Source organism: Paenisporosarcina sp. P4_B8 (assembly GCF_056402175.1).
Genome location: NZ_JBFUHX010000046.1, coordinates 1 through 1409 on the forward strand (window position 1 = coordinate 1; position 1409 = coordinate 1409).

1 protein-coding gene and 1 pseudogene are annotated in these 1409 nt (G+C 36.8%); both read right to left on the reverse strand.

Annotated features, from left to right (window positions below; all coding sequences use genetic code 11):
- Window positions 1-769, reverse strand: a pseudogene (locus tag AC1DSK_RS17300) (IS110 family transposase); the annotation flags it as partial.
- 193 nt (window positions 770-962) lie between these two features.
- Window positions 963-1340, reverse strand: a complete 378-nt coding sequence (locus AC1DSK_RS17305; protein ID WP_477548760.1) for a hypothetical protein — start codon at window positions 1338-1340, stop codon at window positions 963-965.
- Window positions 1341-1409: the final 69 nt, after the last annotated feature.

Sequence of the window (1409 nt, forward strand, 5' to 3'; positions counted from 1 at the left end):
TGGCGATTTCATGTCGGGCCATCTGTTCTCCTTCTGTCAGTCCGATTGAGTTCGTCGATGCTTCAATGAGAAGCTTTGCTTTCGGCAACTGTGGTGTCCTCATACCCTCTACCTCACGGTATAAAAAGACCAACTCCTCACCACTTTTCCCTTCAATATCCTGTGGAAATGGAGTCATTTCCAATTCCTCCAGCGCCATCTTTCCAAAAGACGGAAAGACTTGAGTAAACTCTGGAAAATAGCGATCAAGCCAACGGACGATTCGATTTTTAATACTCGCTAAATCTTCCGTTAACTTTGAACGGAGAGTAGATCCGATACGCGGTTCAGCTTCTACATCTTTTAACAAACGTGGATAGCTAAAACGTCCATCTTTCAATAAACGTGCGATGACCAACGCATCTTTTTTATCGTTCTTTGTTGGTAAATTATCGTCCAATTCCTTCTAACGATTGACGTGCATTGGGTTGACCATGACAAGTGGAATGTCGTAGTGGTCTAAGAAATTAGCTAAGTTCATCCAGTAGTGGCCTGTTGGCTCAATTCCGACTATAACGTCTGTTTTCTTAGCTTCTTTCATCGTTTGACGAATCTTTTCATACAAACTATCAAAGCCTTCTTTTGATTGATGTACCGGAAAAGCTTTTTCAATCACACGCCCTCGTTCATCGACAAAGCACGCGTAATGAACACGCTTGGCAATATCCATACCAACAACGAGTGTATTTTCAGTCACTTGATTAATTTTTTCATTGCATTTAAACTGCATAGAGAAGTCCTCCTTGTTTGATGATGGGTCAATGGTCGTTGACACTCATGCATCAAACTAGAGGGCTCTTTTTCTTTCAAGACCTCGAACATCCTTCAAACAGGAATGCTGCCCCGTTAGTTCAATAAGAAAAAAGGCTTCACTCCTTATTGAAGTAAAGCACCCGTTAGTTGAATAAGGAATTTCAATAAGTTCAATTGTTAAGGATGTCCTCTTTACCTTTTCTTTTAAGTTCAAATATTAAAAAGCCAATATAAATAACCAACAATATTATCGTAACGTTGATTGATATTTCATATCCAGTCCTAAATAAATCGGAGTTCCAGTGACCAAAATGATCTTCACCAAAAACATAATATGCCAACGAGTTGGAAACAGAATAACCATCGCGTTCTGGATAAGGTATTAAGTTATAATTATAGTTTTGTGCTAATGCAATATTAAAAACCAAAGATGTTATTAATAAAACAAGTGTCGATTTAGATTTACTATCATTCTTATCTAAAATCCTAAGAAGAAGGTAAAACAATAAGAATGCAGGTAATAGAAACTTCACAAGAATTATAAACATATATTTCCTCCTCATAATTTTTATTCATTAATTTAATTTTAGTCTTTCGGATAGTCATATATTTCGTTA